The organism is Neobacillus sp. NPDC093127, assembly GCF_044754175.1.
Taxonomy (GTDB): Bacteria; Bacillota; Bacilli; order Bacillales; family Cytobacillaceae; genus Neobacillus.
Map to the genome: position 1 here is coordinate 1 of NZ_JBIVOP010000069.1, position 1,193 is coordinate 1,193.

At 33.9% G+C, this 1,193-nt stretch carries 1 pseudogene; it reads left to right on the plus strand.

Annotated features, from left to right (window positions below):
- Positions 1–969, plus strand: a pseudogene (locus ACIQCO_RS28185) (hypothetical protein); the annotation flags it as partial.
- Positions 970–1,193: the final 224 nt, after the last annotated feature.

Sequence of the window (1,193 nt, forward strand, 5' to 3'; positions counted from 1 at the left end):
TATCAAACAGGTGCTACGGCTGAATTAACGTTCAATGGCAGTGGGATTCGTTGGATTGCTCTAACTAGCCCTTGGTATGGGTTAGCTGATGTTTATATTGATGGCGTATTTGTAAAAGAAGCGAATCTATATTCAATCACTAATCGTTACTCCCAATTAGTATTTGAAGACCTTACTCTTGAAAAAGGTATTCACACCATTAAAATAGTAAATAAAGGTTTAATTGGTAATAATTCAGGTAAAGGGGTTTATATCAATATCGATGCGATTGAGGTTATTGAATCAAGGGATATTACGGCTCCTGCTATTCCAACCTTATTAGTTGAAAAAAAATTAGCTTTGAATAAATCTAGTCTTTCATGGAATTCCAATAAAGACATCGATTTAAAGGGATATAACATATACCGTTCATTAGACAACGTGTCATTTACTAAATTAAACTCATCTTTACTTTCTATACCTAATTTTATTGATGATTCGTTGGAATTCGGTAAGAGTTATTTTTATAAAGTTACCGCTGTTGACACAGCTGGAAACGAATCTGTTGCATCAATACCTTTAGAGGTCCATGTACAAAACCCAGTTACAAACTGGACTGAAGATTCTTCTCCTGCACTATTTACTAATGGGTATTGGTATAAAGATTCTAGTCAGCTCTATACCGATAATTCATCCATCCATACTTATCAAAAAGGTGCTTCGGCTGAATTAACGTTCTACGGAAGTGGGATTCGATGGATTGCTCTAACTAGCCCATGGTATGGATTAGCTGATGTTTACATTGACGGAGTATTTGTAAAAGAAGCGAACCTTTTTTCAAACAATATTCGTTACTCTCAATTAGTATTTGAAGACCTTACTCTTGAAAAAGGTATTCATACCATTAAACTGGTAAACAAAGGTTTGGTTGGTAACGATTTAGGTAAAGGAGTTTATATTAATATTGATGCGATTGAACCTGTTAATTAACAAATGTATTGCATTCTTTTCCTTAAATTAATTTTACAAATGACTTTTTAGGCCGTTGAGAAATTTATTTCTCAACGGCTTTTTTTGTAAATTTCCTCTTTTGTAACAGAACTGTAAATTAAGCGAATCAATTGTAAGCCCGAAATATAAAAAAATAGCGCACCCTTACGGTGCGCACGATGAATAGCCAACCCTCTGAAATTTTTTTCGGATTGTTGGCTATT